Below are 25518 nucleotides of genomic sequence, written 5' to 3'. Positions count from 1 at the left end.
TGCTTTCAACACACTGATTTCCGGGTTCTATCATGACCACTTCCCTGTTTCTCGTGCAGCTGATCAACGGCCTGCAATACGGCCTGCTGCTGTTCCTGATCGCTTCTGGCCTGACGCTTGTCTTCGGCGTCATGGGTATCCTCAACCTGGCACATGGCTCCATGTATATGGTCGGTGCCTATCTGGTCTGGTATTTCGTCGAACATACCGGCAGCTTCGGCCTCAGTGCCCTGATCGCTGCCATTATCGCTCTGCTGATCGGCATTGTGATGGAACGCACGTTAATCCGGCAGCTATATCGACGCAATCACCTGGACCAGGTGCTGCTCACCATCGGCATGATTTTCGTGTTTAACGCGCTGCAGGGGCTTCTATGGGGCAACGATCCGCTGGGCGTCGCCGTGCCTGCTGCCTTGTCCAGCGCTATCCCGGTGACCGATGTTCTGGAATATCCGGTCTATCGCATTTTCGTCGCCCTGTTCTGCGTCGGCATTGCGGCTCTGATGTACTTCATGATCAACAAGACCCGTCTGGGCATGCTGATCCGCGCCGGTGAATCCAACCGGGAGATGGTCGAGTGTCTCGGCATCGATATTCGCAAGCTGTACACCATCGTGTTTGCCATCGGCGTCATGCTGGCGGCCATCGCGGGTGTCGCAGCGGCGCCCATGTCTTCAATTGTACCGGGCATGGGTGAGCACATTCTGATCACCTGTTTTGTGGTGGTCGTCATTGGTGGCATGGGCTCCATCAAGGGCGCTTTCATTGCCGCCCTGCTGGTCGGGCTGGTTGATACCTTTGCCTCGGTTCTGGTGCCACAGCTGTCGAGCATGATGATCTACATCCTCATGGCCTTCATCCTGCTGATCAAGCCTCAGGGTTTGTTCTCATCCTGATTCGGAGTTAATGCCATGCTTTTCAATAAACGAACCGAACGCATCTTTTTCTGGGTGTTTTTTCCGCTGGCACTACTGATGCCGCTGTTTCTGGCCGATAACACCTTTTTCGTCAGCAAGCTCACCAGCATCATGATCTTTGCCCTCTTCGTCATGTCGCTGGATTATCTGGTCGGTCGCTGCGGCCTGATCACCCTGGGACATGCCATGTTTTATGGTCTGGGGGGCTACCTTTTCTGGATGATTGCGCCTGAATACGAGGCGGTGAATTTCTGGGTCTACACCTTTTATATCTGCATGATCGCGGCCGCTGTCGCGCTGGTGATCGGCTTTCTGGTACTGCGCACCAGCGGTATCTACATGATCATGATCACTCTGGCCTTTGCACAGATGGCGTTCTATTTCTTCTCCGATTCCATCGAGTTTGGTGGTACGGATGGTCTGTTCATTTACGTCAAACCGGAGACCAGTATTTTCGGGCTCAGCTTCTTTGACCTGGATAACCCGACCCACTTCTACTACCTGTGCCTGTTGTCACTGTTCAACACGCTGGTGTTCTTCCGCATTCTGATCCGCTCACGTTTTGGCCGAGTTGTGGATGCCATCCATGAAAACCCGGGCCGCACCACTGCACTGGGATACAACATTTTCCTGTTCCGTCTGTTGAGCTACGTGATCGCCTCGGCACTGGGTGCCTATGCCGGTTATCTGTTCACCCTGCAGTATGGTTTCGTCAATCCATCGATGCTGGCCTGGACCACTTCCGGTTCGGCGCTGGTGATGTCGATCCTTGGTGGCATGGGTTCCATCTATGGCGCAATTCTCGGCACCTTTGTGTACGAAGGGTTGCACTATGTACTGGAACACCTGACCGAGCACTGGATGCTGTTTATGGGTGCCCTGATCATTGCCATGGTGATGGTGTTCAAAAACGGTATTGCCGGCTCCATGGAGAAACTGCTGGAGAAACGCACATGAATACCCAAGTATCACTGGACCTAAAGGTCATGCTGGAAACTCAGGGCCTGTGCAAGTACTGGGGCGGTCTCAAGGCACTGGACGATATATCCCTGCAGTTTTTCGACAAGCAATTGCATGGCATTGTCGGCCCCAACGGCGCGGGCAAAAGTACCCTGCTGAACCTGCTCTGCGGCCACTACAAGCCCACACGCGGCAGCATCGTGCACAAGGATGAAGCGATCGAAGCCATCAAGCCCTATGCCTTTGCCCGTCGCGGCATCGGACGCAGCTTCCAGAAAACCAATATCTATCCGGGCGCAACCTGTCTGGAAAACTGCTGTGTGGCGGTTCAGCGCCGCATGGGGGGCAGCTTCAATATTCTGCGCTCGCGTTACACCCAGAAAGTGTTGGACGAGATCGCCACTGAAGCGCTGGAAAAAGTCGGGCTGGGTGCGCGACGAGACGTCGTGGCATCCCAGATCAGTTATGGCGAACAGCGCCAGCTGGAGATCGCGATGGTTCTGGCCACCTCGCCCGAAGTCCTGCTGCTGGACGAACCCATGGCCGGCATGGGCCACGAAGAGTCTCAACTGATCATCGAGCTGCTAAAAAAATTGCGCCGGGAATACTGCATCGTGCTGGTAGAGCACGACATGGATGCGGTGTTCGAGCTGTCCGACCAGCTCACCGTAATGGTCGACGGTCAGCATCTGACCACCGGCACCGTGGAGCAGGTACGTGACGATGCACGGGTGAAAGAGGCCTATCTGGGTCAAGGCGACGAGGTATTCTGACAATGACGAAACTACTGGACGTAAAAGGCCTGCACACCTACTACGATGAGAGCCATATCCTGCACGGGGTCAGCTTCAGTATCGAACCCGGCCAGGCGGTGAGCCTGATGGGGCGCAACGGCATGGGTAAAACCACCACACTGAAATCGATTCTGGGGCTGGTGCCGCCTCGCAGTGGGCATGTAGTCTTTCAGGGGGACGAGATTACCGGCCTGCCCACCTGGCAGCGGATGCGCAAGGATATCGCCTACGTGCCCGAAGGGCGTGGCATGTTCCACAACCTGACAGTGAAGGAACACCTGGAGATGGCCGCCAGAGCCAACCAGAAGGGCGAACAGAACTGGACCTGTGAGCGTGTATTGGAAACCTTTCCTCGCCTGCAGGAGCGGTTGAGTAACCTTGGTACTCAACTCTCCGGCGGTGAGCAGCAGATGCTGGCCATTGGCCGGGCACTGGTCACCAACCCCGAGCTATTAATATTGGACGAAGCGACCGAAGGGCTCGCGCCCCTAATCCGCAAGGAGATCTGGGACGTAATCCGTACCATCAAGGAAAGCGGTATCTCCACTCTGATCGTGGACAAAAATATCCAGGTGCTGAAAGAGCTCTGCGATCAACACATCGTGCTGGTAAAAGGACAGGTGGTGTTCAGCGCCGGCTCCAGTCAGTTGATGCAAAGCCTGGAGGAGGTTGAGTCCTACCTGGGCGTGTAATCATTCTGAGAGCCAGCAAGCCGTGATTGCATTGGTTGGGGGTTGTGCCATCCATTGGTAGAATCCCTGACTGATTAAGTTGTAAATGGATGCCAACAGATGCCCGACCAGACAGACAAAACAATGGAGGCCCAACGCCAGGGAATCGGGTCTTTAGAGATCGGGTTGCGAATTCTGGACACGCTGGCTGAATCCCCCCGCCCCATGACGCTCAAACAGCTGTCTGACGTGCTGGAACTGTCACCCAGTCGATTGCACAAATACATGGTCAGCCTGATACGCACGGGGTACATCGGCCAGGAAAACGGCGGTGGCTATATCCTCGGCAAATCCAGTCTGACACTGGGCGTCGCCGCACTAAGCCGGATTGATCCAATACAGTCGGCTTTTGCTGCTGTGGAAGAACTCAACCGCAGCAGCGATAAGACGGTTTCCATTACCGTGTGGAATGGACATGCCCCGCTGGTTATCAAGTGGCTGGATGCCAGCCAACCCGTGGCAGTCAATGTACGCCTTGGCATGGAGCTGTCGCCTTTCTATTCGGTTTCGGGCCGAATCTTTCTTGCACACCTGCCCAGCACCAGACGAAATCAGATCGTGGATGCCTTTTATGGCAACCCGCCTGCACTGCCGCGCTACAACGGGCAAACACTGGAAAAGCCCGCGTTCCTGTCTCATCTTGAGCAGGTCAAACAGGATAACCTTTGTTGCTTCTACGGCGACTTTTTGCCCGATATCAACGTGGTTGGCAGCGCCATACATGATATCAACGGCAACATCTCATCCGTGATCAGCTTGATGGGCATTAACGGCGATACCGATGTACGCCCCGGCAGTCGCTACAGTGAAATGGTTCAGGAGTGCGCGCGCAATGTGACTGAAGAGATCTGTGGTCGGCGCAGCCAGTCGGTAGTTGACGTCAGCTGACGACCAATACCGACCGACCCATACCGGATGGCAGAATCAACGCTGACGCAGTGTTTCCGAGGGAAGCTCACCAAACAATTTGCGGTAGTCGGATGAAAAGCGCCCCAGGTGCGTGAATCCATAGTCCAGAGCGATTTCCGTCACGTTGCGGATAGCCGGATTATTCTTTAGCTCATCGCGTAAGCTTTTCAGCTTGGACTGTTTGATGAACAGCTTCGGCGTCAGATTGAAGTATTTTGCAAACAGGTTGTAGACGGTACGCACACTGACATTGCCGGCCTGAGCCAGAGTTTCCACACTCAGATCATCACGAATATGCGCTTCGATATAGGCCAGCAGCAGAGAGAAGCTGCGGTCATGTATATTCAGCTCTCCGCCTTCTCCTGCATTGCTATCAAATTGTTGCAGAAGTTTGCGGATCAGGATATCCCGATAAGGCAGCTGCAGATGGCTCAAATCCAGCTCGGTTTCATTGGCCTCCAATAACAGCGCATCCAACAGGCGCATGAAACCCAGGGATTGTTGCAGCTCGATCACACGACGCTCAAAGCGCACGCCTGCTCTGGGCACCCGCCCGGCCTGCTCCAGACAGGCCTCCCGTACCAGCTCTTCGGGTACCTTGACGATCACTTTCTCGCAATCATCCGAGTAGGTCAGATCCATCTTTTCACCCGGATTCATCATCAATGCCTGGCCGCGAGTCAACTTCATGCGCTGATCAGAAAAATGCCAGCGACACTCCCCTTGGGTAACGACCTGAAAATGATAAATACTCTGAAGATCGGGGCAGCGTACCTGGACATCATCACCATAACTGATCGATGACAGACCGATACCGGCAAAATCGCGATAGTGCAGTCGGGAAGCCGGTCGACGGCTCTTGTGAAGGTTATTGAACTCCAACCGGTGATGCCCTACGTGAAGGTTAACGTAGTCGGACACCTCAAGCGGATGCGCCTGGTCGAAAACCACGGCGTTGCTGAGCACATTGGTAAACATAGCCGTACCGTTTTTTTGTAATTATTGTTAACGGATTCATTATAGATAAACCTAAATTGAGTGCAATGGTTGTTTCATGATCACATATCAAGCCGCATACTCAACTCTCAGAAAGTATGAAACTCTGTACAGAGAAGGGGATTCCATACAGAGTTTCATCCTGCGGTGCTCTTAGAACTCTTTGCTGTAGCTCAGATAGAAACGGTTAACGTCCTTTCGCTCCAGCCCTGCAGGCCCAACGACTGACTCAGCTCGCTTAACACCATCAACTTCACCCTCTGCACGGTGAATATCAGCATACCAACTGACATTGAGTCCCTTCAGTGCACCCTGGAAGTCATAGCTGACATAACTCACCAGCTCTTTACGACTGAAATCATCGTATCCTGCCGCGTCATAGGAACCGATGCCCTGTACGACCCAGAAGAGCCCCGGAACACCCATCTGACTGAAATCTGTCGCAACGCCAATCCGGATCATCTTTTCATTCTCAAGGCCATTGAACGACCAGTTGTTACCACTGGTGTTCCAGGTGCCATGATCACTGGAGAAGAGTACTCGGTTGAAATCCCCCCCTTTCACGGTGAGATAGTTTAGAGACAGAGTGTATGGGCCATGCTGATAGTCAATGCCAGCATCATAGAAATCAACATCCAGGTCTCCTGCCGGGGCATAGCCTCCCAAACCACCGCTCTCGAACAGATGACCGGCGTCCTGCTGATTACCATAAATGAAGCTCATCTGGAGACTGCTTTCCTGAGACAGCGGCATGCTGTATTGGGCCTTGAGTAAACGCTCACGCAGGTAGTCTTTAGCCTCCAACTCCATGGCATCGACTGAAAGCCCATTATCGAAGCGATACTGGGCACCGTAGTAGCTGACATACTCGATCTCTTCGCCCAGGAAGTTCTCCAGTGAATCGCCCCAGTTATCGTTATTTCGCGGGCTATGCTTATCAAATTGTGTGTAATACAGAGTCAGTTTTTCGGTATCCACAGACAAATCGAAACCAACCGTTGTAGACGGCAAAATTCGTGAGTTGGAATCGTCATACAGCAAGGAGGAGCGGCGTTTCTTACCTGCTCCAGCTGTCAATGCAAAGGTATCACCCGGGTAGCGTAACGACAGGTACGCGGTTTGTGTCGATGCCATCGAATCAGGGTTTGTAATGTCAGCGGAGTTTGACGGCAAGTTGGAAACATCTGTCACGTCTGAACCGATGGAAAGCTGATCAGCGACTGCGAAACCATAATCAAACTTAATCCAATCATTGATATAACCCGTGCTGTAATCCAGCAAAGCCGCGTGAACCCATTCATTACGTGTTGACCCGCCATCAATACTGCCATAGCTATTCGGGTCTTCATTCCAGTAATAGTTTTTATAGGTAAGTCTTAAGACATCATTATCGAGCAATACCGACGCATTAGCGTTGAATGAAGCACCAAGCCCAACAGCAATAACCAGCGGGATTATTTTATTCTTCATGTATTCTTATTCTCTTTATATTTTTTTGCCCAAAAATTCAAAACCAATTTATTGGGACTGAACGTTATTTTATGGCGGGGTCTATCCCGCAATTTCAGGCAGCACCAAGCCTTTACCGCTGCCCGCAGGCAGCAGATTTTTCAAGTGGAGTTTTCTGATTTAAGCCGTGCTCAGTTGCTCAGAGCACCTCACTGTGGGGGCTCAGAAAGTCTATTAATCGAGAGCACCTATGGCGTGAAGAAAGACTGCCAGGATGCCCACAGGTACGATATAGCGGATCAGGAAACGCCAGATGCGATAGCCCCAGCCATCCCCTACTTCTTCATGCGTCGCAGCTCGCGTCATAATCCAGCCGGTGAAAATGGCCATGGCCAAACCACTCAGTGGCATGATCCAGCCGCTGGTCAGGTAATCCAGCGTATCGAAGAAGGTTTTGCCGAACAGGGTATAGTTCTGCCAGATGTTGAAAGAAAACACGGAGCCCAGGCTCAGCACCCAAATGCCTGCAGACGTTAATACACCCGCTTTAAGGCGACTCATACCACGCTTTTCAGTCATCCAGGATACAGCCGGTTCCAGCAGGGAGATAGCTGATGTCAGCGCTGCAAAGGAGAGCATCACAAAGAAAAGCACACCCACTATCTGCCCGAACGGCATTTGGCCAAAGGCCAGCGGCAGCGTTACAAATATCAAACCAGGACCTGCACCCGGCTCCAGGCCATTGGCGAACACAATCGGAAAGATGGCCAAACCGGCAATCAAAGCGACTACTGTGTCCAGCACACCCACGGTCATGACGGTTTTGCCCAGTGATACATCTTTGGACAGGTAAGAGCCATAGGTCATCATGCCGCCACCCGCAAGACTCAGCGAGAAGAATGCATGACCAAGCGCGATCAGAACACTGGTTCCGGTAAGCTTGCTGAAGTCAGGGTTGAACATGAACTCAACGCCCTGTCCGAAATAGCCGGTTGAGACCGAATAGCCGACAAGAATCAGCAGGATGACGAACAGCCCCGGCATCATGATACTGACCGCTTTTTCCAGTCCCTGTTTAACGCCTTTGATGATGATGGTCGCAGTAATGGCAAGCACGATTGTGCCCCATACCGTCGACGCAACGGGATCACCGACGAGCCCGCCAAAGAGGCCTCCGATGTCGTCGCTGGTAGCACCATTAAAGGCGCCTGATCCCGCAGTGAAGATATAGGAAACGGCCCAGCCCGCCACTACAAGGTAGAAGCTCAACAGAACAAAACCGGTGATAACACCCGCCCACCCTAATAGCTTCCATCGCGAGCTGACACCGGCTTCCTGCGCCAGGACCTCCATCGAGCCTGCAGGGTTGCGTCCTCCTCTGCGACCAATCAGTATCTCCGCCATTAAAAGGGGAATGCCGATTATCGCTATGCAACCAAGGTACAGCAGGACGAAAGCCCCACCGCCGTTCTCGCCGGTGATATAGGGAAACTTCCAGATGTTGCCTAGACCTACAGCTGAACCTGTCGCTGCAAGGATAAACATGAGTCGACTAGACCAAAGACCGCGCTTCCCCGTAGCCGCTGCAGATGCGCCCCCCTCAAAACAGGCAGTATCAGCCGATAAGCTTTTATTGCTCATGATTAAACACTCCAATTTATAATTATTTTCTAGACGTTCATTTGTGTTTTATTTTCTTAGCGATCAATAGCCGAACTCTATTTAATCACTCATCCATAAGCATTTATTAGAAAATACAGAAGACTATCTAAAAAAATCAGGATCAAGTAACTGCTGTCAGTTTCTTGAATTCCGGACGATCCCACTCCTCCTGTTCCATAATTTCCACAAGGGCATCAATACAATCCCAAAGATCCACATATCGCAGATAAAGCGGGGTAAAACCAAAACGAAGAATATTGGGCGCCCGGAAGTCGCCGATCACATTACGTGCAATCAGTGCCTGCATGATGGCGAAACCCTGCTCATGAATGAGTGAGACCTGACTACCGCGAATGGACGCCTCTTTTGAGGACGCGATTTCAAAGCCAAAGCCGCTCAGTCGCTGCTCGACCAGTTTGATAAACAGATCGCCCATCTGCAGCGACTTTTCTCGGACTCGGTTCATACTGGCGGACAGCATGATATCGACGCCCACTTCCAGCAGGCTGGCACCGATTACCGGAGTGGTACCGCAAAGAGTGCGTTTGATCCCCGGTGCAGGCTCATAGTCATCTCGCATGGCAAAGGAGTTGGCATGTCCAAACCAGCCGCTTAATGGCTGCTCAAGCTGTTCCTGATGTCGTTTGGCAACGAACAGAAAGCCCGGTGCACCTGGTCCGCCATTCAGGTATTTGTAGCCACAACCAATAGCCAGATCGACACCGGCTTCGTTCAACTGAACCGGAACAGCGCCGGCACTGTGGCTCAGATCCCAGAGTACGAGCGCCCCCTTGTCATGAGCGCGCTGAGTGATGGCAGCCATATCGAACATGTCACCACTCTTGTAGTGCACATGCGTCAACACCACCAGAGCTGTGTCTTCATCGATGGCATCGAGAATGTCGTTTCGATTAACCGTACTCAGGCGAACCTGTCCCTGCTTAAACTTCTCCAGTCCCTGCAAAATATACAAATCTGTCGGGAAGTTGCCGGGCTCGGACAATATTTTGCTCCGCCCTGGACGCATCCTTACCGCAGCAGCCGCAAGCTTGAACAAGTTTACGGAGGTGGAATCGGCTACCACCACTTCGCCAGCATCAGCCCCTATAAGGCCCGCGATCTTGTCGCCAACCCGATTTGGCAGATTGATCCAGTCAGCTGTATTCCAGCTTCGAATCAAACCTCGGCCCCATTCTTCATGAACAACCTCTTGCATCCGGTCCTTGGCAGCCTTGGGCAATACCCCCAAGGAGTTGCCATTCATGTAGATGAGACCTTCTTCAAGGTCGAATTGCTGTCGGTATTCAGCAAGTTCATCCAGACGGTCAAAGTCAGCGCATTGCTCGCGAGTGAATGAATTCATGGGTGGATACTCCTCAATAATGCACGCACAGGCGATGCATCCATGTTGTACAGTTTTAAAGGGGGGGCGATGAGTTCGTATGACCCGGTGGGAACAATATCCAACACCAGGCCTTCCAGGATGGCCATGCCATGGCGCTTAACAGCTTGATGTGCGCTCATGGCCTTGGAGGTTTCAGGGTCTAATGAAGGACTGTCGACCCCAATCAGCCGAGCACCCCGCGATGCCAGCAGATCGATGGTTGCTGCATCAATAGCAGTGAAGTCACTGACCCAACGGTCATGCGGAAAAGTCGTCATGGTCCGCAGCAGTACACGCTCGGCACGCTGAGGTAGCTGGTCGATAACATGTTCCGGGCGCACTAAACCTTTGGCGTCCGTAACATCAATCAGGACACAGAGACCAATGTATGTTTCCAGATCCACTTCAGCGATGGATTTCCCGGCAGCATCGTAATGCAGAGGGGCATCAGCATGAGTGCCGGTATGTGTGGATAACTCAAGCGCACCTACGTTAACCGGGCAATTCTCGTTCAGTTCCCAATGTTGCTCTGAACGGTATTCCGTATCACCTGGCCAGACCGGTATACCCTTACGCAGGGTTTGAGAAATGTCCCAAATTCGACTCATGACAGGGCCCTCAAATCGAACTTCTCACTGACCACAGCTCAGGGAAAAACTGTAGGTCGAGTGCTTTGACCAGATACTTCACACCAGCAGTGCCACCGGTACCTTTCCTGTAACCGATGATGCGCTCAACCGTTTTCATGTGGCTGAAACGCCAGCGCTGGAAGTTGAACTCCATATCAACCAGCTTCTCAGCCAGTTCATACAGATCCCAATGTTCTGCGGTGTTGTGATATATATCAGACCATGCTGCTTCGACATGAGAACTGGCCGTGTAAGGCTGGCGCCAGTCACGTTCAAGGTGGCTGCTCGGAATATCAAAGCCGCGACAACTCAGCAGCTGCAACGTCAGGTCATAGAGGCTGGGCGCATTGAGGACAGACTGAAGATGCTCGTAGTGATGAGGGTGAGCACGGTGTGCCTCGACCATGCCGGCGTGTTTATTGCCCAGCAGGAACTCGAGTTCACGGTATTGATAGGATTGAAAACCGGAACTCTGCCCAAGGCTGTCACGAAAGCTTGAGTAGTCCGCCGGAGTCATGGTGACCAGCACATCCCAGGCCTGCACCAGTTGTTCCTGAATACGTGCGGCACGGGTGAGCATTTTGAAAGCCGGTCGCAGATTGTCGTCCTTGATATGACGCGCTGCGCCGTAGGCCTCGTGAAGGCAGAGCTTCATCCACAGCTCCGACACCTGATGAATAACGATAAAGAGCATTTCGTCATGCTCTTTCGAAGCCGGTTTCTGACACTTAAGCAGAGCCTCAAGGTCCAGGTACTGGCCATAGCTCATATCCTGGTCCCAATGGATGCTTTCATCATCAAGACTGACCTGCTTCTTCTCAGCCTCCCAAAATGGGCAACCGCTACTCATAACTGCATTCCTGTTTTTATTTATTAGACAAACACAGTTTACAAACATGATTTCTTATGTAAATTTCATAAAATCACCATAAATTATTAAAATTTTGCATAGTTATGAGCGCTCGTATTAGTACACGGCACCTGCAGATGATTCTGTCGATTGCAACCACAGGCAGCGTTTCCGAAGCAGCCAACCAGATAGGGCTGAGCCAGTCAGCCCTAAGTCACCGCATCCGTGAAGCAGAGCGCCTGCTCAATACAGAAATTTTCTACCGCAAGAACAAACGCCTGATACCAACCAGCGCAGGCAAACGCCTGCTGCAATCGGCGAAGGTCATTTTGGGTGAGCTTGAACGAGCTGAAATCGACATCAATAAGCTATCGATGGGCATTAAACATGTGGTGAGAATCGGTAACGAGGCCTACGGCAATTATCAGTGGCTGCCTCGCTTCCTGAGTGACTTCCTATCAGAGCACCCCAGCATCAGCGTGGAAATTATCCCGGATGTATCTCTGGACCCCTACACCGCCTTGCGTAACGGTACTATCGACCTTTCGATCGTCTCCGGTATTCTGACCCACAGCGGCTTTCGAGCCTTGCCGTTACTGCATGATGAGATGGTTGTAGTGATGCCGCAGAGTCATGCGATGGCAGACAGGGAGTGGTTAGGTCCAGACGAGATTGCCGAAAGTCCTTACATCACTTATCACACCAACCCGGGCCCGGGACGAGAGTATGAGCAGCTTTTCAGTCGCTACCAGATACTACCTCCACGCGTAATACGTGCGGGTGTTACCGAGGCCGTCGTTGAGTTTGTCAGAGCCGGTGCAGGCATTTCAATTATGCCCACCTGGGCGGTACAGCCCTATCTGCAGCAAGGTGGGTTGAGTACCGCCAAAGCAACTCAGGAAGGGCTTTTCATCGACTGGAATGTTCTTGTTCGCAATGACGAACCCGAAGATTCACCAGCTTCTCTGCTCGCTGAAGCCATCACAAGCACAGATTTGGATTGAGCTTTACAACCAAACTAAACCGAACCCTTAGACTTTCGCCTGCGCCACCTTATCCATTACAAATTCAATCAACGCGCGGGTTTTCACGGGCAGGTTTTCACGATGGGGGTAGAGCATATGCATGGTGCGGCCCTCCATGGACCAATCCGGCAACAGCTGTACCAGCTCACCGCTTTCCAGCTCTTGTGACACCACATAACGCGGCATGCAGCAGGCACCCAGGTTCTGTTTCACGGCATCGACAGCGAAGCGGATTTCATCGGTACGCAGGTGAGCATGGGGCGTAAAGGTAACGGCGTGCCCGTCCGGGTCCTGAAAGCGCCAGAAGGCAGAGCGCTTGAGCACGACCAGTGGCAGCTCGGCCAGTTCTTCCGGTCGCTGCGGTTGTGGATAACGCTGTATCAGTTCAGGAGTTGCCACCACCACCATTTCGGTTTCCATCAGAGGGCGCGATATCCAGTCATTCAAGGTCACCTTGCCCAGGCGGAAAGCGATATCGATGCTGTTCTTGACCAGGTCCACGTTCTGGTTGCTGAGGAACATCTCTACGCTTACCCGTGGATTGATCTCCATGAATTCAAACACCCAGGGTTTGACATAGTGGTGCCCCAGCGTGAGGGGCGCCGTAATCTTGATATCGCCGGACAGAGACGACAGCTCCGAGTTAACATCCTCGGAGCGCATTTCAAGTTCGGTCATTACCGGAGACAGGCTGTTGAAAAACCGCTGGCCGGACTCGGTCAGGCCAAATTTTTTGGAGCTTCGATGCACCAGCTTGTAGCCCAGCTGTTGCTCAAACGCCTGCAGACGACGTGACAGCGTCGAGGTGGGTATATCCAGATAGCGGGCTGCAGAGACCAGACTGCCCTTTTCAACCACTTTGATGAAATAGTAAAGATCCTGATAGTTCATATTATTATTCTCAAAAATGAAATCTTGCCTTCCCGCATATCCAGTAGATAAATATCCACACCGGCCTATATTGAACAACCATAACACAGCAAATATCGGGCGCTATCCAGTTTTTACTCCGATTTATGCATTTCTGCCTGCTTCAACTTCAGGGCCTTCATGATGCCAGAAACAGAATCTACACGGTCGAACGAGTCCAGTGTTACGGTGGTTATATCCCGCCGGGTGATCAAGGGGCAGGAAGCGCACTTTGAGCAACTGAGCAGTGAAATGACGCACCGCGCGTCTCGCTACCCGGGTTACCTGGGCGCTGATCTGTTTCGCCCGGCCAGTGCCAACGACCCCGAATATCGCATCATCTTCAAGTTTTCAGATCAGGAATCACTGGCTGCCTGGCAGGCCTCCGGCGAGCGTGCGGAGATGCTGGAACAGATCGAGCCTCTGCTGGTCAGCCCCAGTGAAATCGAAACCCTGTCCGGCATCGTCAATTGGTTCACATTGCCAGGCCACAACCCGGTCAAACCGCCTGCCAAGGCCAAAATGACATTTGTCAGCTGGCTGGCTCTCTACCCGACCGTGACGCTGATTTTTTACCTGTTCGGCGACCTGTTGGCACAAGTACCGCTGTTGCTGCGCACGCTGCTGGTCACGGCTGTGGTCATGGTCGTCATGTCCTATGTACTGATGCCTCGATTTACACGCTGGTTTGCCTTTTGGCTTTTCCCCAAACATGAACAGAATGAACGCTAAGACAGCGCTCTAATTCAGGATCCCCCCATGACGTTGAAACTGACCGTTGTCGACCAGTCCCCCGTGCAGGGTTTGCCCACCAATACTTCACCGGTGGCCATCAGTGTTGACCTGGCCAAATCCTGTGATCGCCTTGGCTATCATCGCTACTGGCTGGCCGAACACCACAACAGCGTAAACTTTGCAGGCCCCTGCCCCGAGATTTTGATCGGGCATATTGCCAGTCAAACGCAGCGTATTCGTGTCGGCAGTGGTGGTGTCATGCTCACGCATTACAGCCCTTACAAGGTTGCTGAACAGTTCAGCATGCTGGAAACCTTATATCCCGGGCGGATCGATCTGGGCATCGGCCGTGCTCCGGGTGGTGATGCACTGGCCTCCCACGCCCTGGCGTATCCGGCCCAGCCCGGACATGAGGACTATGCCGAGCAGTCCTGGCTGCTGCAGCAACTGCTCCACGGCCGCTTGCCAGAGGATCACCCCTATAAAGATCTGCAGGTTATGCCCGGTGAGCCGGCAATTCCACAGACCTGGATGCTTGGCTCCAGCGGTGGCAGCGCAGGCCTTGCCGGCCAGGTCGGCATGAAAATGTGTCTGGCCCTGTTCATCAGCCCTGAGCCAGCACCGCCCAGTGTTATTACCGAATACAAACGGGCCTGGGCAGAAGCAGGTCACGAAGGACAGCCGGAAGCCAGTATCGCGGTTGCTGCCCTCTGCGCCGACAGCCGTGAGGAAGCCGAGTATCTGGCTGCCCCGGCGGTCTACTGGAAGGTCAAAGCTTTCCGCCAGGGCATTCGTGAAGTGGTTAAGCACCCGGATGAAGCCTGGCGCCTCCGGGATCAGCTTTCCCCTTCGGATCAGGCTTTTTTTGATGCTGTACTCAATTCGATGGTACTGGGCTCGGCGGATGAATGTGCCGAACAGATCAGCCGGGTGGCAGACCAATATCGCAGTGATGAGGTGGGTATCGTCACCGTCACACACGATTACAAGGACCGTCTGGGCAGTTATGAAAGGCTGGCACAAAGGATGCTATGATCGGCGCTTTTGCACGGCGCGGTAACTCCAGTGAACCTGATCCTGCTCTACACTTCCGACTTTATCAGTCCTCATCTTGTGCGCCTGACTGACCGCCGCTTTCATCACATGCGTAGCGTTCACCAGGCGCAGGTGGGAGAACGGTTCAAGGTCGGCGTTCTGGATGGTCTGGTTGGTCAAGGAGAAGTCTGTGCATTGACCGATACCTATATAGAGTTGCAAGTTCAGCTGGATCAAGCGCCGCCCAAACCCTTGCCCCTGCACCTGATCATGGCGCTGCCGCGCCCGAAAATGCTGAAGCGCACGCTGGAAACTGCCGCCACTCTCGGCGTGAAAGACCTCTGGCTGATCAACTCATACCGTGTCGACAAGAGCTACTGGTCCACGCCGATTCTGAAAGCGGACAAGACCCGTGAGCACCTGCTGCTGGGACTGGAGCAGGCCGGTGATACCCGCATGCCTCGGGTGCACCTGCGCAAGCGCTTCAAACCCTTTGTCGAAGATGAGCTGCCGGCCCTGGCCCGCAACACCCGAGCACTGGTTGCCCACCCCTATGACGCCGAGCCTTGCCCCAGCCCCGAGGCCAGCCCAACCACACTCGCCATTGGCCCTGAAGGCGGCTTTATTGCCTACGAGGTCGAAAAGCTGCAAGAAGCTGGCCTGGAGAGCATTCACCTGGGCCGACGCATCTTGCGCGTTGAAACCGCCGTCCCCGTGTTGCTGTCTCGGCTCTTCCCGCTCTAAGCCTGACCCAGAGCAAGGTATATCTGGAACACTGGTCTATATAATTCATTGCCATAGTTCGAAAACAAGAATCAAACGCAATAGCATTGACATAAGAACCAAAACTAATAACAATTCGCATTAAGTTTTTAAGATAACTTTCCGGGAGGACAGCCCGGTATATGGAGACAACGATGACCGCAAAAAAAGCATTACTGGCTGGCTTGGCTCTTTCAACCTTTGGCAGCGTTGCTCAGGCCGCTGATGAAGTGAACATTTACTCCTATCGTCAGGAGTTCCTGATCAAACCGCTGCTGGAAGCTTTCACCGCGGAAACAGGCATCAAGGCCAACGTTATCTTCTCCAAAAAAGGACTTCTGGAGCGTTTGGAACATGAAGGCGCCAACTCACCGGCAGACGTTCTGCTGACCTCTGATGTAGGCCCACTGTACGATGCTGTTCAGCGCGACCTGGTTGCCCCCATCGATAGCGATATCGTCGACGCTAACGTTCCCGCTCACTACCGCTCCAAGGACGACAAATGGGTAGGCCTGACTGCACGCTCACGCATCATCTACGCGTCCAAGGACCGTGTTGAAGAGGGCGAGATCCAAACCTATGAAGACCTGGCAGATCCGAAATGGAAAAACCGCATCTGCACCCGTAGCGGCAAGCATTCCTATAACCTTTCTCTGATCGGCTCTATCATCGAACATAATGGTGAAGAGCAGGCCGAGCAGTGGCTGAGCGCTGTAAAAAACAACCTGGCTCGTCGCCCTCAGGGTAACGACCGCGCCCAGGTGAAAGCCGTCAAGGAAGGTCAGTGCGACCTGGCATTGGGTAACACCTACTACTACGGCAAAATGCTGACCAACACCAAAGAGCCGGAACAGGTCGAGTGGGCCAAGTCCGTCAACCTGGTATTCCCAAACCAGGATGACCGTGGTGCGCACATGAGCATCTCCGGTGCCGCGCTGGCCAAGAATGCACCGCATCCGGATGCGGCCATCAAGCTGATCGAATTCCTGACCAGCGAAAAAGCACAGAAGATGTACGCTGAGGTGAACTACGAGTTCCCGGTCCGTCCTGGCATCGAGTGGTCCGACCTGCTGAAAGAACACATGGGCGAATTCAAGGCTGACGACGTCAACCTGGGCGATGTGGTTAAACACCGCGCAGATGCATCTCGCCTGGTCGACAAGGTCGGCTTCGACAACTGATTTGTTGTTGAATAATCGACAGGTGCACACTGAAACGGTAGTCTTCCCGGCTACCGTTTTTGTGCGTATTACCAAACGATGAACGACATTACCGCCACCGCTGCACCACCGCTGATCGATACCCGCAAGCCCCGCCGCCTGATGCCGGGCTGGTATTCCATCGCCTGGGGCAGTGCCATTCTGGTAATGTTGCCGGTGCTGGCCGTGTTCTGGCTGGCCCTGTTCCCAACCGAAAATATCTGGCCGCACCTGGTCGACACCATTCTCCCGGTCTACATCAAGACCACCCTGCTCTTACTGGCCGGTGTCGGTTGCCTCTCGGTCATGATTGGCGTGGGCACTGCCTGGCTGGTCACCATGTGCAATTTCCCCGGCAGGCGTATTTTCGAGTGGGCGCTGTTACTGCCCTTTGCCATGCCGGCCTACCTGATTGCCTATCTGTACACCGACCTGCTGGAATATGCCGGTCCGCTGCAAACCCTGCTGCGAGACCTGTTCGGCTGGCAAACCGCCCGTGAATACTGGTTCCCTGAAATTCGCAGCCTGGGGGGCGCCATCCTGATGCTGACCCTGGTGCTCTATCCCTATGTTTACCTGCTGTCTCGCGCCAGCTTTCTGGAACAGTCCATGAGCATCCGCGATGCCAGCCGTATTTTTGGCTGCTCGCCACTACAAAGTTTCTACCGCGTGTCCCTGCCCATTGCGCGCCCGGCCATTGCCGTGGGTCTATCACTGGTATCCATGGAAACCCTGAATGACTTTGGTACCGTGGATTACTTTGCTGTCAAAAGCCTGTCAGCCGGCATTTACGATGCCTGGCTGAATATGGGTAACCTGGGGGCTGCAGCGCAGATTGCCACCCTGATGATGGTATTTGTCATTCTGCTGATCACGCTGGAGCGGATAGCGCGCGCGCGCCAGCGCCAGTTCACCAACGCCGACCGTTTTGGCAGTATCGACCGCTACAGCCTGCCCCCAATGAAAGCCGGCCTCGCCACACTGGCCTGTACGCTGCCTGTTCTATTCGGCTTCCTGGTACCCTTTTTGGTGCTGGGCAGCTATGCCATTCGTCGACTGGATCAACTGGGCGAAGCCGATTTTCTGGCGCACGCCAGCCACAGCTTTACCTTGTCCGCGACGGCCGCCCTGCTGACCGTAACAGTGGCCATCATTCTGGCGTACAGCAAACGCCTCTACCCGGCCAAGCGTTCACTGACCCTGGCCGCCCGCTTCAGCAGCCTGGGCTATGCCCTGCCCGGCGCGGTACTGGCCATTGGCGTGATTATCCCGCTGGCCGCCTTCGATAACAGTGTCGACGCTTTCATGCGTGAGCATTTCGGTTTCGGCACCGGCCTGCTGCTCAGCGGAACACCTTTTGCCATCGTGTTCGCCTACTGCGTGCGCTTCCTTGCGGTCTCCACCGGCAGTGTGGATTCCTCACTGGCCAAGGTAACTCCCAGCATGGATATGGCCTCCCGCTCACTGGGCCTCAACCCGCTGCAGACACTGCGCCGCGTTCATCTGCCCCTGATACGGGGTGGACTCTTGACCGCCGTTCTGGTGGTCTTTGTGGATGCCATGAAGGAACTGCCGGCCACACTGATCCTGCGTCCGTTCAACTACGATACCCTGGCTACTTATGTGTACCAGTATGCGTCTGACGAGATGCTGGAAACCAGTGCTTTGGCAGCCATGCTGATTGTGCTGGTGGGGATTGTTCCGGTGATACTGCTGAGCCGCTCTATTACTTCGACTCGACAGGGCCGGTAGGGTTTAGAGCCGGGTTCGTTTGGGCTGGGTATTCGCGCGCGGAGCGCGCTTATATGGATCCGCCCGGGTTGCAAGCCTTTGACCAGTAGATAGAGATTGCATGCTTATATCCGGCCTGTCATCGGGGCGTATCCACCCCTGGCCATTATGAGATATGCACTTGCTGTCCTGATCTCCCACTCGGCTTCTATGAGCCATGCGCGCTCAAAGGCTTCAGCAAGTCGATCTTATCTGTGGTGTCCTAAGGCTCTGCGCAACTCTGGTGATGAGTACCTGTTACATTACTGAGTATTAATATGGCTGACGCTCATGCCCGGTAACACTCTTCCCGTGTCATGAGCGCCCAGACAATGCGGGCCAGCTTGTTGGCCAGCGCGACGATGATTGTATTGGGATGTTTCCCTTTCATCCCGTGAAGCCATCGGGCCAACCGCGAGTCGTCAGTGTGTATCAAGGCGCGATAGGCCGCACGAGCACCATGCACGAGCTGCTTGCGCACGTGGACGTTTCCCTGCTTGCTAATGCCCAGCAGGCGCTCTTTGCCACCACTGGCATGCTGCCGGGGCACCAGGCCCAAGTAGGCACTGAAGTGCCGCGCTGACTTGAAGTGACCGGCATCGCCCGCGTGACTGTACAGCAGAGTGGCATTCACTGGGCCGATACCTGGAATGCTTTGCAGGCGTGTACAGACTGGGTTGTCTCGTGCGATCTGTTTCAGCTCGCGGTCATAGTGAGCAATGCGCTGTTCACGCTCAAGCCATTGATCTCGCAGATCATGAATCAGTTGGCGGCCTCGGTGGCTCAACTCAGCGTCGGCATCTTCTAAAACGCGTGGAACAGCCTCCAGGATGGCTCGATGTCCTTGGGCAATAACGACCCCCATTTCCAGCAAGATACCCCTCAGCTCATTGCCAATGGCCGTGCGCTCTTTAACCAGCCGTTCACGTACTCGGTGTAGTGCCTGGATGTCGAGCTGGTCGACCGATTTGGGTGCCACTGAAGGCATCGCCGGTCGGGCGGCGGCTTCGGCGATCGCGGCAGCGTCACGCTGATCATTTTTATGCACCTGAACGAAGGGTTTTACGTACCGGGGATGAATAATCTTCACCTGATGCCCGAGCGCACTGATAGCACGTGCCCAGTAATGAGCACCGCCACAGGCTTCAATGGCAACCAGGCTTTTCGGTTGGCGCGCCAAAAAGGGCAGGAGCGCATGCCGTTTCAGTTGTTTTGCAAAGCGGGTATGCCCCTGTTGATCATTGCCTTGAAGTTGGAAAACATGCTTGGCCAGATCAATTCCGATGATGCTAGTCTTATTCATGAGATGGATCCTCTTGCCTGGATGCCGAACCTTGATTGGTCTGCAAACTCAATCATGGCACGGGGTGGGCGGATCCATCTCATTTCCCACACTATGCGGGCTTTCCTAAATAGAGAACTGGTGTGCCATATTAAGCCTTTGCGTGCGGAGCACGCGCCCACAGGTAATTCCCACTCTGTGATCCCACAGCAGCATAATGCCCACCCTGTAACGGTAACTGTGGAATCTGTGGGAGGCCGCTCCGCGGCCGAATGATTCAAGCGCCTGACAACCTCTCAACGCTTAATCGCGACGTAAACACCCTCAAGACGCATACATACCTGCTCTTTGCAAAGCACTTCAACCACAAGTTCCAGTTTGCCTTTGCCACGGGCTTCAACACGCTCTGCCAGCGCATCAGCGGCTGACAACTCCGGTAGGGTTACGCGGGTCGCAAAATCGGAGGTCACCGGCTTGAGATACTGCAAATGGCTGTCGGCAATTACCACGTCGCACTCCAGCTCACGCTCTTTCAAACAAAGCGTGGTCAGACACCAGCCCGCCACAGTTGCGATGGCCGCCTGGGAGCCGCCAAAACCGGTTCCCTTGTCATTTACATTGGGCGCCAGCGGCGTGGGGACTGTCAGTGTTTGCCCATCCCAATCCAGTTGATCAATGCCCAGATGCTCCAGCAAGGGAATCTGGGTTTTGAGCCATTTCAGAAAGTCCTGGGTATTGGTTTGCATGGCAGTCCTTATTTACTTGAGCGTTGTGACACCCATTGGGCACTACAGCTTTTCGCGCGCGGAGCGTGCTCCTACAAGCTTTCATACACACCCATTATGTCGGGCTATGCTATCAATGTGGGATTATTCGCGCACAGAGTGCTCTCCCACAACGGTATTACTGACCTGCAAAGACTAAGTGTGGGAAATGAGATGGATCCGCCCACCCCGTGCCATGATTGAGTTTGCAGACCAATCAAGGTTCGGCATCCAGGCAAGAGGATCCATCTCATGAATAAGACTAGCATCATCGGAATTGATCTGGCCAAGCATGTTTTCCAACTTCAAGGCAATGATCAACAGGGGCATACCCGCTTTGCAAAACAACTGAAACGGCATGCGCTCCTGCCCTTTTTGGCGCGCCAACCGAAAAGCCTGGTTGCCATTGAAGCCTGTGGCGGTGCTCATTACTGGGCACGTGCTATCAGTGCGCTCGGGCATCAGGTGAAGATTATTCATCCCCGGTACGTAAAACCCTTCGTTCAGGTGCATAAAAATGATCAGCGTGACGCTGCCGCGATCGCCGAAGCCGCCGCCCGACCGGCGATGCCTTCAGTGGCACCCAAATCGGTCGACCAGCTCGACATCCAGGCACTACACCGAGTACGTGAACGGCTGGTTAAAGAGCGCACGGCCATTGGCAATGAGCTGAGGGGCATCTTGCTGGAAATGGGGGTCGTTATTGCCCAAGGACATCGAGCCATCCTGGAGGCTGTTCCACGCGTTTTAGAAGATGCCGACGCTGAGTTGAGCCACCGAGGCCGCCAACTGATTCATGATCTGCGAGATCAATGGCTTGAGCGTGAACAGCGCATTGCTCACTATGACCGCGAGCTGAAACAGATCGCACGAGACAACCCAGTCTGTACACGCCTGCAAAGCATTCCAGGTATCGGCCCAGTGAATGCCACTCTGCTGTACAGTCACGCGGGCGATGCCGGTCACTTCAAGTCAGCGCGGCACTTCAGTGCCTACTTGGGCCTGGTGCCCCGGCAGCATGCCAGTGGTGGCAAAGAGCGCCTGCTGGGCATTAGCAAGCAGGGAAACGTCCACGTGCGCAAGCAGCTCGTGCATGGTGCTCGTGCGGCCTATCGCGCCTTGATACACACTGACGACTCGCGGTTGGCCCGATGGCTTCACGGGATGAAAGGGAAACATCCCAATACAATCATCGTCGCGCTGGCCAACAAGCTGGCCCGCATTGTCTGGGCGCTCATGACACGGGAAGAGTGTTACCGGGCATGAGCGTCAGCCATATTAATACTCAGTAATGTAACAGGTACTCATCACCAGAGTTGCGCAGAGCCTTAGGACACCACAGATAAGATCGACTTGCTGAAGCCTTTGAGCGCGCATGGCTCATAGAAGCCGAGTGGGAGATCAGGACAGCAAGTGCATATCTCATAATGGCCAGGGGTGGATACGCCCCGATGACAGGCCGGATATAAGCATGCAATCTCTATCTACTGGTCAAAGGCTTGCAACCCGGGCGGATCCATATAAGCGCACTCCGTGCGCGAATGATGAGCTAATTAAAGCTTAACCACCCCAGCGGCTGACAAACTCGTCCACATCCAGCTTGGGGGCGTCCTTGTCACGGCCCGGCTGCCCCAGGTAGATATAGCCGACAATGCTTTCACCTTCGCTCAGTCCCAGGCCCTTTTCCACATGGGCGTTATAGGCCATATCACCGGTGCGCCACATGGCCCCCAAACCCTGTGCGTAAGCGGCCTGAGTAATCGCATGCGCGGCACAGCCGGCAGAGATCAGTTGCTCGCTGTGAGGCACTTTGGGATGCTCACGGGTGACCGCAATCACGGTGATGATCATCGGGGCACGGAGTGGCATGTTCTGGCACTTTTCCAAGCGTGCAGCTGAAGCTTCAGGGTCATCCGCACGTGCGGCATCGGCATACAGCTGCCCCATGCGTTTAAGCCCTTCACCTTCAGTGACCAGGAAGCGCCAGGGGCGCAGCGCACCATGATCCGGTGAGCGCAGCGCCGCTTTGAACAGGTTGTCCAGCTGTTCCTGTGTCGGGGCCGGCCCTTCCAGTTTGGGGCATGAAACGCGGTTGATCAGGACATCGAGTGCCTGCATGTGTCTCTCCTGTAGACTTACTGGCGTGAAAGGCGCATATTCCGGGGCGTGTCATTGATGCTGGAGCGGTAAGGGTTGATGTCCAAACCACCACGGCGCACATAACGGGCATAGACACTGAGTTTTTGCGGTCGGCAACGCTGCCAGATATCCATGAAAATGTTCTCCACACACTGTTCGTGGAAGTCACCATGTTCACGGTATGAAATCAGATACGCCAACAGGCCCTTGTGATCGATCTGCGGTCCCTTGTAGCGGATTTGTATACTGGCCCAGTCCGGTTGTCCGGTTACCGGACAGTTGGACTTGAGCAGGTGACTGACCAGCGTCTCATCCTGCACCTGCCCCCCTGAGGTCAGCAACTGCGGCGCCGGGGTATAGTGTTCAACCTGCAGCGGCAACTCATCCAGGCACAGGCCCTTGAGCTGCTGCACCTCTACCGGCGCATTGAGGGACGTCAGAATCACCTCCACCGGCGCGCCAGCAGCCGCACTCAGGTCTTCCTGCATGCGCGTGCGCACCTCAGCTTCATTGCTGAAACGGCTCAGGTTATAGGAGTTCAAATACAGCTTGAATGACTTGGACTCGATAATATTCGGCGAGCTGGCCGGAATACGAAACTCGGCCAGACGCACCACCGGTTTGCCACCCTGATCAAGCCAGGACACCTCATAGGCGTTCCAGATATCCAGGCCACGGAACGGCAGCGACGAACGTGTAACGCCCTTGGCCTGCCAGTTCAGATCACGCGCAATGGGATACAGAAGCTTGGGGTCGTATTCGTTGACGTAGGCGGTCTCCTGCCCCAGCGGCGATGCCTTGACTTGATGATGTTCGCTCATTATTCACGAATCCCCTTGCCGGTGTTGAGCAGATGCATGGCATAGCCCCCCAGCAATACGATAAAACCGATAATCATGGCAAAAGCGAAACCGATATTGATATCGCTGACACCCAGGATACCGTAACGGAAACTGTTCACCATGTAGAGTATAGGATTGAGCTGGGATACGCCCTGCCAGAACCCGGGCAGCAACTGAATGCTGTAGAAGACACCGCCCAAATAGGTCAACGGGGTCAGGATGAAGGTCGGCACGATGGCAATATCATCGAAGGTTTTGGCATACACCGCGTTGATAAAGCCGCCCAGCGCAAACAGAATCGCCGTCAGCAACACGACCGCAATGGTCACAAACAGGTGATGGATCTGCAGGTCGGTGAAGAACAGCGACAACAGGGTCACGATAAAGCCGACACCCAGGCCACGCGAAGCACCGCCGATGACATACCCCGCCAGGATCACCCAGTTGGGTACCGGCGAGACCAGCAGCTCTTCGATGTTGCGCTGGAACTTGGTGCCGAAGAAAGATGACACCACATTGCCGTAGGAATTGGTGATTACGGACATCATGATTAGACCCGGCACGATGTATTCCATGTAATCAAACCCGCCCATGTCACCGATACGCGAGCCGATCAGATTACCGAAGATGATGAAGTAGAGCGTCATGGTGATGGCCGGCGGCAGCAGGGTCTGCACCCAAATACGCGTAAAGCGGCGGATTTCCTTGACAACGATGGTGACGAAAGCGGTCCAGAGCAACCGGGTGTTCATGCGCGCTCCTGTTTCAGGTTCTTGTCGACCAGGGATACAAACAACTCTTCCAGACGGTTGGCCTTGTTACGCATGCTGGTCACTTGCATGCCCTGCTCCGCCAGGAATTTGAACAGCTCATTCAGGCCCTGGGACTTGGGTACATCCACTTCCAGGGTATGCGCATCTCGCGGGCGAATGACGTAGCCGTTTAACTCGGGCAGCTCGGTAAAGTCGTCTTTCAAATCCAGAATGAAGGTTTCGGTATCCAGCTTCTGCAACAGCGCCTTCATGCTGGTGTCCTGGATAATGCTGCCGTGGTCAATGATGGCGATATTGCGGCACAGGCTCTCGGCCTCTTCCAGGTAATGGGTGGTCAGAATGATGGTGGTGCCCGCCGCATTGATCTCGGTAAGGAAATCCCACATGGATCGGCGCAGCTCGATATCTACCCCAGCGGTAGGCTCATCCAGAATCAGCAGCTTGGGCTCATGTACCAGCGCGCGCGCAATCATCAGGCGTCGTTTCATGCCGCCGGACAGCATGCGGGCACGCTCGTTGCGCTTGTCCCACAGGCCCAGCTTGCGCAGGTAGGTTTCAGCGCGCTCGGTCGCCTGCTTGCGGGGAATGCCGTAGTAACCCGCCTGAGTCACGACGATATCCAGTACCTTTTCAAACGGGTTGAAGTTGAACTCCTGAGGCACCACGCCCAGGCACTGTTTCGCCTGAGCCAGCTGGGTATCCAGGTCATACCCGAACACTTGTACCTTGCCCGAGGTCTTGTTCACCAGCGATGAGACGATGCCCAGCGTGGTGGATTTGCCCGCCCCGTTTGGCCCCAGCAACGCGAAGAAATCGCCCTGCTGAACATCCAGAGTGATGCCTTTGAGGGCCTCGAAACTGTTGCCATAAACCTTGCGCAGGTCCTGTATCGATAGCGCTGTCGTCATGTCCTGCCTATGCGTTTGTCTGCGTTTCTATATATTAGGAGAAGCTTGTTGATGAGGTCGGAACTTGAAAATTCAACCCAAGCCCTCCATTGTA

Annotated in this window: 25 protein-coding genes; 12 read left to right on the top strand and 13 right to left on the bottom strand. The window is 54.2% G+C overall.

Going from position 1 to position 25518, the window contains the following annotated elements:
- Positions 1-32: 32 nt before the first annotated feature.
- From O3C79_RS06875 to O3C79_RS06855, 5 genes are all read left to right on the top strand, one after another.
- Positions 33-896, top strand: coding sequence for a branched-chain amino acid ABC transporter permease (locus O3C79_RS06875; RefSeq protein ID WP_494385320.1), 864 nt, complete (start codon positions 33-35; stop codon positions 894-896).
- Positions 897-911: 15 nt separating this feature from the next.
- The gene (locus O3C79_RS06870; RefSeq protein ID WP_494385319.1) at positions 912-1874 is read left to right on the top strand and encodes a branched-chain amino acid ABC transporter permease; all 963 of its coding nucleotides are present in this window, start codon (positions 912-914) and stop codon (positions 1872-1874) included.
- Complete coding sequence (locus tag O3C79_RS06865; RefSeq protein ID WP_494385318.1) at positions 1871-2650, top strand: ABC transporter ATP-binding protein; 780 nt, start codon at positions 1871-1873, stop codon at positions 2648-2650. The genes O3C79_RS06870 and O3C79_RS06865 overlap by 4 nt, the downstream gene beginning before the upstream one ends.
- Positions 2651-2652: 2 nt before the next feature.
- Positions 2653-3363, top strand: a complete 711-nt coding sequence (locus O3C79_RS06860) for an ABC transporter ATP-binding protein (RefSeq protein WP_494385317.1) — start codon at positions 2653-2655, stop codon at positions 3361-3363.
- 99 nt (positions 3364-3462) lie between these two features.
- Positions 3463-4290: an IclR family transcriptional regulator gene (locus O3C79_RS06855; RefSeq protein ID WP_494385316.1), complete on the top strand. Its 828-nt coding sequence runs from the start codon at positions 3463-3465 to the stop codon at positions 4288-4290.
- Between the two features lie 36 nt (positions 4291-4326).
- Here the strand turns inward: O3C79_RS06855 and O3C79_RS06850 are convergent, their stop codons facing one another.
- From O3C79_RS06850 to kynA, 6 genes are all read right to left on the bottom strand, one after another.
- A complete protein-coding gene (locus O3C79_RS06850; protein ID WP_494385315.1) occupies positions 4327-5289 on the bottom strand; it encodes an AraC family transcriptional regulator in 963 nt (320 codons plus the stop codon).
- Between the two features lie 171 nt (positions 5290-5460).
- The gene (locus O3C79_RS06845) at positions 5461-6777 is read right to left on the bottom strand and encodes an OprD family outer membrane porin (RefSeq protein ID WP_494385314.1); all 1317 of its coding nucleotides are present in this window, start codon (positions 6775-6777) and stop codon (positions 5461-5463) included.
- A 213-nt stretch (positions 6778-6990) separates the two neighbouring features.
- Entirely contained in the window at positions 6991-8397 is a 1407-nt protein-coding gene (locus O3C79_RS06840) for a sodium-dependent transporter (RefSeq protein WP_494385313.1), read from the bottom strand.
- Positions 8398-8539: 142 nt separating this feature from the next.
- Entirely contained in the window at positions 8540-9781 is a 1242-nt protein-coding gene (gene kynU, locus O3C79_RS06835; RefSeq protein WP_494385312.1) for a kynureninase, read from the bottom strand.
- Positions 9778-10410, bottom strand: a complete 633-nt coding sequence (gene kynB / locus O3C79_RS06830) for an arylformamidase (RefSeq protein ID WP_494385311.1) — start codon at positions 10408-10410, stop codon at positions 9778-9780. The genes kynU and kynB overlap by 4 nt, the downstream gene beginning before the upstream one ends.
- 10 nt (positions 10411-10420) lie before the next feature.
- Complete coding sequence (gene kynA, locus O3C79_RS06825) at positions 10421-11281, bottom strand: tryptophan 2,3-dioxygenase (RefSeq protein WP_494385310.1); 861 nt, start codon at positions 11279-11281, stop codon at positions 10421-10423.
- Between the two features lie 104 nt (positions 11282-11385).
- Here kynA and O3C79_RS06820 point away from each other — a divergent pair, with 104 nt between their 5' ends.
- Positions 11386-12285 carry a LysR family transcriptional regulator gene (locus O3C79_RS06820; RefSeq protein WP_494385309.1) on the top strand — a complete coding sequence of 300 codons (900 nt, stop codon included), beginning with the start codon at positions 11386-11388 and terminating at the stop codon, positions 12283-12285.
- 27 nt (positions 12286-12312) lie between these two features.
- Here the strand turns inward: O3C79_RS06820 and O3C79_RS06815 are convergent, their stop codons facing one another.
- Positions 12313-13197: a LysR family transcriptional regulator gene (locus O3C79_RS06815; protein WP_494385308.1), complete on the bottom strand. Its 885-nt coding sequence runs from the start codon at positions 13195-13197 to the stop codon at positions 12313-12315.
- 162 nt (positions 13198-13359) lie between these two features.
- Between O3C79_RS06815 and O3C79_RS06810 the strand changes: the two genes are divergently transcribed.
- The 5 genes from O3C79_RS06810 to O3C79_RS06790 all read left to right on the top strand — a co-directional run bounded on the left by O3C79_RS06810 (position 13360) and on the right by O3C79_RS06790 (position 18698).
- A complete protein-coding gene (locus O3C79_RS06810) occupies positions 13360-13947 on the top strand; it encodes an antibiotic biosynthesis monooxygenase (protein ID WP_494385307.1) in 588 nt (195 codons plus the stop codon).
- Between the two features lie 27 nt (positions 13948-13974).
- Positions 13975-14985, top strand: coding sequence for an LLM class flavin-dependent oxidoreductase (locus tag O3C79_RS06805; protein WP_494385306.1), 1011 nt, complete (start codon positions 13975-13977; stop codon positions 14983-14985).
- Between the two features lie 30 nt (positions 14986-15015).
- Positions 15016-15729 (top strand): 16S rRNA (uracil(1498)-N(3))-methyltransferase, encoded by a 714-nt coding sequence (locus O3C79_RS06800; RefSeq protein WP_494385305.1) that lies wholly within the window; start codon positions 15016-15018, stop codon positions 15727-15729.
- A gap of 173 nt (positions 15730-15902) precedes the next feature.
- The gene (locus O3C79_RS06795) at positions 15903-16928 is read left to right on the top strand and encodes a Fe(3+) ABC transporter substrate-binding protein (RefSeq protein ID WP_494385304.1); all 1026 of its coding nucleotides are present in this window, start codon (positions 15903-15905) and stop codon (positions 16926-16928) included.
- Positions 16929-17006: 78 nt separating this feature from the next.
- On the top strand, positions 17007-18698 hold the full coding sequence (locus O3C79_RS06790) for an ABC transporter permease (protein WP_494385303.1): 1692 nt from the start codon (positions 17007-17009) through the stop codon (positions 18696-18698).
- A 307-nt stretch (positions 18699-19005) separates the two neighbouring features.
- Here O3C79_RS06790 and O3C79_RS06785 read toward each other — a convergent pair whose 3' ends face one another.
- Together O3C79_RS06785 and O3C79_RS06780 are read right to left on the bottom strand one after the other, a co-directional pair.
- The gene (locus tag O3C79_RS06785; RefSeq protein WP_494384249.1) at positions 19006-20019 is read right to left on the bottom strand and encodes an IS110 family RNA-guided transposase; all 1014 of its coding nucleotides are present in this window, start codon (positions 20017-20019) and stop codon (positions 19006-19008) included.
- Between the two features lie 275 nt (positions 20020-20294).
- Positions 20295-20744, bottom strand: coding sequence for a YiiD C-terminal domain-containing protein (locus O3C79_RS06780; RefSeq protein ID WP_494385302.1), 450 nt, complete (start codon positions 20742-20744; stop codon positions 20295-20297).
- 270 nt (positions 20745-21014) lie between these two features.
- Between O3C79_RS06780 and O3C79_RS06775 the strand changes: the two genes are divergently transcribed.
- Positions 21015-22028, top strand: coding sequence for an IS110 family RNA-guided transposase (locus tag O3C79_RS06775; protein WP_494384249.1), 1014 nt, complete (start codon positions 21015-21017; stop codon positions 22026-22028).
- 294 nt (positions 22029-22322) lie between these two features.
- Here O3C79_RS06775 and O3C79_RS06770 read toward each other — a convergent pair whose 3' ends face one another.
- Genes O3C79_RS06770 through O3C79_RS06755 form a run of 4 tightly spaced genes read right to left on the bottom strand, consistent with a single transcriptional unit; the run spans position 22323 to position 25424 of the window.
- Positions 22323-22880 (bottom strand): NAD(P)H nitroreductase, encoded by a 558-nt coding sequence (locus tag O3C79_RS06770; protein WP_494385301.1) that lies wholly within the window; start codon positions 22878-22880, stop codon positions 22323-22325.
- Between the two features lie 17 nt (positions 22881-22897).
- Positions 22898-23722: an NADPH-dependent 7-cyano-7-deazaguanine reductase QueF gene (queF, locus tag O3C79_RS06765; protein WP_494385300.1), complete on the bottom strand. Its 825-nt coding sequence runs from the start codon at positions 23720-23722 to the stop codon at positions 22898-22900.
- Positions 23722-24495, bottom strand: a complete 774-nt coding sequence (locus O3C79_RS06760; RefSeq protein WP_010322338.1) for an ABC transporter permease — start codon at positions 24493-24495, stop codon at positions 23722-23724. The genes queF and O3C79_RS06760 overlap by 1 nt, the downstream gene beginning before the upstream one ends.
- Positions 24492-25424 carry an ABC transporter ATP-binding protein gene (locus tag O3C79_RS06755; RefSeq protein ID WP_494385299.1) on the bottom strand — a complete coding sequence of 311 codons (933 nt, stop codon included), beginning with the start codon at positions 25422-25424 and terminating at the stop codon, positions 24492-24494. Before O3C79_RS06755 ends, O3C79_RS06760 begins: the two co-directional genes overlap by 4 nt.
- Between the last annotated feature and the right edge of the window lie 94 nt (positions 25425-25518).

It is taken from the genome of Marinobacterium sp. NO-S09, assembly GCF_059179545.1.
The sequence above is the reverse complement of the archived record's forward strand: the minus strand, read 5'-3'. Positions and strand labels throughout refer to the sequence as shown.

Excerpts from the sequence above, each read along its gene's own strand:
- O3C79_RS06810 (WP_494385307.1), top strand. The coding sequence starts at position 13,360 with ATGCCAGAAACAGAATCTACACGGTCGAACGAGTCCAGTGTTACGGTG.
- O3C79_RS06870 (WP_494385319.1), top strand. The coding sequence starts at position 912 with ATGCTTTTCAATAAACGAACCGAACGCATCTTTTTCTGGGTGTTTTTT.
- O3C79_RS06755 (WP_494385299.1), bottom strand. The coding sequence starts at position 25,424 with ATGACGACAGCGCTATCGATACAGGACCTGCGCAAGGTTTATGGCAAC.
- O3C79_RS06850 (WP_494385315.1), bottom strand. The coding sequence starts at position 5,289 with ATGTTTACCAATGTGCTCAGCAACGCCGTGGTTTTCGACCAGGCGCAT.
- O3C79_RS06855 (WP_494385316.1), top strand. The coding sequence starts at position 3,463 with ATGCCCGACCAGACAGACAAAACAATGGAGGCCCAACGCCAGGGAATC.
- kynU (WP_494385312.1), bottom strand. The coding sequence starts at position 9,781 with ATGAATTCATTCACTCGCGAGCAATGCGCTGACTTTGACCGTCTGGAT.
- O3C79_RS06775 (WP_494384249.1), top strand. The coding sequence starts at position 21,015 with ATGAATAAGACTAGCATCATCGGAATTGATCTGGCCAAGCATGTTTTC.
- O3C79_RS06770 (WP_494385301.1), bottom strand. The coding sequence starts at position 22,880 with ATGCAGGCACTCGATGTCCTGATCAACCGCGTTTCATGCCCCAAACTG.
- O3C79_RS06875 (WP_494385320.1), top strand. The coding sequence starts at position 33 with ATGACCACTTCCCTGTTTCTCGTGCAGCTGATCAACGGCCTGCAATAC.
- O3C79_RS06815 (WP_494385308.1), bottom strand. The coding sequence starts at position 13,197 with ATGAACTATCAGGATCTTTACTATTTCATCAAAGTGGTTGAAAAGGGC.
- O3C79_RS06845 (WP_494385314.1), bottom strand. The coding sequence starts at position 6,777 with ATGAAGAATAAAATAATCCCGCTGGTTATTGCTGTTGGGCTTGGTGCT.
- O3C79_RS06785 (WP_494384249.1), bottom strand. The coding sequence starts at position 20,019 with ATGAATAAGACTAGCATCATCGGAATTGATCTGGCCAAGCATGTTTTC.
- queF (WP_494385300.1), bottom strand. The coding sequence starts at position 23,722 with ATGAGCGAACATCATCAAGTCAAGGCATCGCCGCTGGGGCAGGAGACC.
- kynB (WP_494385311.1), bottom strand. The coding sequence starts at position 10,410 with ATGAGTCGAATTTGGGACATTTCTCAAACCCTGCGTAAGGGTATACCG.
- kynA (WP_494385310.1), bottom strand. The coding sequence starts at position 11,281 with ATGAGTAGCGGTTGCCCATTTTGGGAGGCTGAGAAGAAGCAGGTCAGT.
- O3C79_RS06865 (WP_494385318.1), top strand. The coding sequence starts at position 1,871 with ATGAATACCCAAGTATCACTGGACCTAAAGGTCATGCTGGAAACTCAG.
- O3C79_RS06840 (WP_494385313.1), bottom strand. The coding sequence starts at position 8,397 with ATGAGCAATAAAAGCTTATCGGCTGATACTGCCTGTTTTGAGGGGGGC.
- O3C79_RS06760 (WP_010322338.1), bottom strand. The coding sequence starts at position 24,495 with ATGAACACCCGGTTGCTCTGGACCGCTTTCGTCACCATCGTTGTCAAG.
- O3C79_RS06790 (WP_494385303.1), top strand. The coding sequence starts at position 17,007 with ATGAACGACATTACCGCCACCGCTGCACCACCGCTGATCGATACCCGC.
- O3C79_RS06805 (WP_494385306.1), top strand. The coding sequence starts at position 13,975 with ATGACGTTGAAACTGACCGTTGTCGACCAGTCCCCCGTGCAGGGTTTG.
- O3C79_RS06795 (WP_494385304.1), top strand. The coding sequence starts at position 15,903 with ATGACCGCAAAAAAAGCATTACTGGCTGGCTTGGCTCTTTCAACCTTT.
- O3C79_RS06780 (WP_494385302.1), bottom strand. The coding sequence starts at position 20,744 with ATGCAAACCAATACCCAGGACTTTCTGAAATGGCTCAAAACCCAGATT.
- O3C79_RS06820 (WP_494385309.1), top strand. The coding sequence starts at position 11,386 with ATGAGCGCTCGTATTAGTACACGGCACCTGCAGATGATTCTGTCGATT.
- O3C79_RS06860 (WP_494385317.1), top strand. The coding sequence starts at position 2,653 with ATGACGAAACTACTGGACGTAAAAGGCCTGCACACCTACTACGATGAG.